The sequence below is a fragment of the Mycobacterium sp. genome, assembly GCF_036488105.1.
Taxonomy (GTDB): Bacteria; Actinomycetota; Actinomycetes; order Mycobacteriales; family Mycobacteriaceae; genus Mycobacterium.
Window position 1 is genome coordinate 1 of record NZ_DASXHW010000041.1, and the last position, 2,395, is coordinate 2,395.

Below are 2,395 nucleotides of genomic sequence, written 5' to 3' on the forward strand. Positions count from 1 at the left end.
CCGCAGCCGACCGTCGAGCAGCGCCTGCTCGAGGGCATTGCGATCCTCGGGCAGATAGCCCGCTCGATACGACGCCACCGTCTCCATCAACTCGGGAGCGATGTCCTCCAGCCGCGCACGGGTTGCCAGCGCGGTCAGTTCGGCGCCGCGTCGTGATCGGACGAAGGTCAGGGTGCGCGCCCCCTCGGCGATCAAATCAGCCATCACTCGGGCCGCCTCACTACCGGCGGACCGCCGCACCGGAGCGCCGTTTTCGCCCGTCAGGTCGGCGCGCAAGGCCGGCTCCCACAGCGCCACCGTCCGGGCGCCTTGCGGCGACGCGTCTTCGGCGATCTCCTCGACTGGCTGGCCGATGAGTTCGGTTGCCGTCGCACCAGGTGCCGCGGTCGTAGCGCTGGCGAAGATCACCGTCGGTGTGATCGCCGGATTGGCGGAATAGCGCGCGCATAATCGCAGCAGCCGACGCAGCACCATCGCGACATTCGAGCCGAAAACTCCGCGGTAGTAATGGCATTCGTCGACGACGATGAATCGCAGGTTGCGCAGGAATACCGCCCAGCGGGCGTGGTTTCGCAGCAGCGCCAGGTGGACCATATCGGGGTTGGAGAACACCCAACGGGAACGTTCCCGTGCCAGGCGACGCACCTCGGCCGGACTGTCGCCGTCGTAGGCCGTCGGCGCGACGTCCCCCAGCCGTGGGACCGCCGCGGTCAGCGTGTGCGCCGCCCGCAGTTGGTCGTGGCCAAGGGCTTTCGTCGGCGAGATGTACAGCGCGCGGGCGCGCGGGTCGGTCGCCAGTGTATTGAGGATAGGCAGTTGGTAGGCAAGCGATTTGCCGGATGCCGTGCCGGTGCTGATCACAACGTGGCGGCCGGCGTGAGCCAGGTCGGCCGCCTGAACCTGGTGTGCCCATGGCGAACTGATGCCGCGGTCGGTGAATGCGCGAAGCACGTCAGGCTCGACCCATGTCGGCCAAGGCCGTTGGCGGCCATGTCGCGCCGGCAGTTCGGCGACATGACGCAGCGGGTGTTCGCCCGCGTCGGTGCCGGCGACCGCGGCGGCGAGCAGCTCGCTGCCGAATGTCACCATGGCTTTTGCGCCTCCTGATCCGAACCGACCACCTGAAAACGTCGCCGATAGCCCGGTTGCGGCCACGCGATTTCGTGTCGCACCTGAATTGTTTACCTCGTGGTAGCTCAATTGATCACCTGAGGCTGTCGCTCGGGCGATGAACGTGATTGACTGTTCGCGGTCGCAGCTTCTGTGTTCGTGTCAAACTTTCGCAGGATCGACGTTGCGGCCGCGGTTCCTGCGAGGTTGTAGGTCGGGTGAAGTTCCGGCGACTCAGCAAGGTCTAGCGGTCGGAACGGGCCCGGGGCATCGAGGTGATGCTCCGCACCCGAGTAGTAAAGGAAATATCGAGAAATGCCACAGGGAACTGTGAAGTGGTTCAACGCGGAAAAGGGATTCGGCTTCATTGCCCCCGAAGACGGTTCGGCCGACGTGTTCGTCCACTACACGGAAATCCAGGGAAGCGGCTTCCGCACCCTTGAAGAGAACCAGCGCGTCGAGTTCGAGGTCGGGCAGAGCCCCAAGGGTCCCCAGGCCACCGGCGTCCGCGCCGTCTGAGCAGCTGTAACGACAACCCCCCGCACGGTCCGGATTCACCGGGTTCGTTCGGGGGGTTTTCGCTGCTTGCCCATCCTGCTTTCCCGCCGCTCCGCGCGCGATCGCGTGCATCGGCGTCGCGGCGCTTACTGTCGTTGACGTGAGCCAGCTTTCCTTCTTCTCGGCTGAGTCGGTGCCCCCTGCGGTCAGCGACCTCACCGGGGTGCTGGCGGCCGCTGGCCAGATCGTGACGGTCGGCGGTGGGGCCCGGCTGTCGGTGGTCGTCGACCAGGTCTGGCGGGCGCAGGCGTTGGGCCAGATGATCGACGAGGCCGGTCTGACGGCCGAAATCACGGTCACCGATGAGAACACGCCATTGGTACGGACCGCCGTGGACGCCGGCTTACGCCCGATCGCCGCCGAATGGACCCGCGGCGCGGTGAAGACCGTGCCGCCGCTGTGGCTGCCCGGCCCGCGAGAGCTGCGGGCCTGGATATTGGCCGCCGGCGTCCCGGAAGCCGACCGTTATCTCCTGGGTCTGGATCCGCACGCGCCGGATACCCACTCGCCGCTGGCGTCCGCGCTGATGCGAGTTGGCATAGCGCCGACCCTGATCGGCACCCGCGGAGCCCGGCCGGCGCTGCGCATCAGCGGCCGCCGTCGGCTATCGCGCCTGGTAGAGAACGTAGGGGAACCCCCTGAGGTCGCCGAGGCGTTGCCCTTTTGGCCGCGCGTCTAGCCGCAACCAGACGGCCGGTGAACGGGGGGTCGGTTTGCGTCGGTCATC

Annotated in this window: 3 protein-coding genes; 2 read left to right on the plus strand and 1 reads right to left on the minus strand. The window is 67.1% G+C overall.

Features of this window, described 5'->3' with window-relative positions; genetic code table 11:
• A partial coding sequence (locus tag VGH54_RS02145) for a DEAD/DEAH box helicase (protein WP_331510287.1) occupies nucleotides 1-1,089 on the minus strand: 1,089 nt, incomplete at its 3' end.
• 336 nt (nucleotides 1,090-1,425) lie between these two features.
• On the opposite strand from VGH54_RS02145, the gene VGH54_RS02150 reads away from it, so the two are divergent.
• Nucleotides 1,426-1,629 carry a cold-shock protein gene (locus tag VGH54_RS02150; RefSeq protein WP_005138711.1) on the plus strand — a complete coding sequence of 68 codons (204 nt, stop codon included), beginning with the start codon at nucleotides 1,426-1,428 and terminating at the stop codon, nucleotides 1,627-1,629.
• Between the two features lie 139 nt (nucleotides 1,630-1,768).
• Nucleotides 1,769-2,347 carry a hypothetical protein gene (locus tag VGH54_RS02155; RefSeq protein ID WP_331510289.1) on the plus strand — a complete coding sequence of 193 codons (579 nt, stop codon included), beginning with the start codon at nucleotides 1,769-1,771 and terminating at the stop codon, nucleotides 2,345-2,347.
• Nucleotides 2,348-2,395 lie beyond the last annotated feature (48 nt).

Excerpts from the sequence above, each read along its gene's own strand:
- VGH54_RS02150 (WP_005138711.1), top strand. The coding sequence starts at position 1,426 with ATGCCACAGGGAACTGTGAAGTGGTTCAACGCGGAAAAGGGATTCGGC.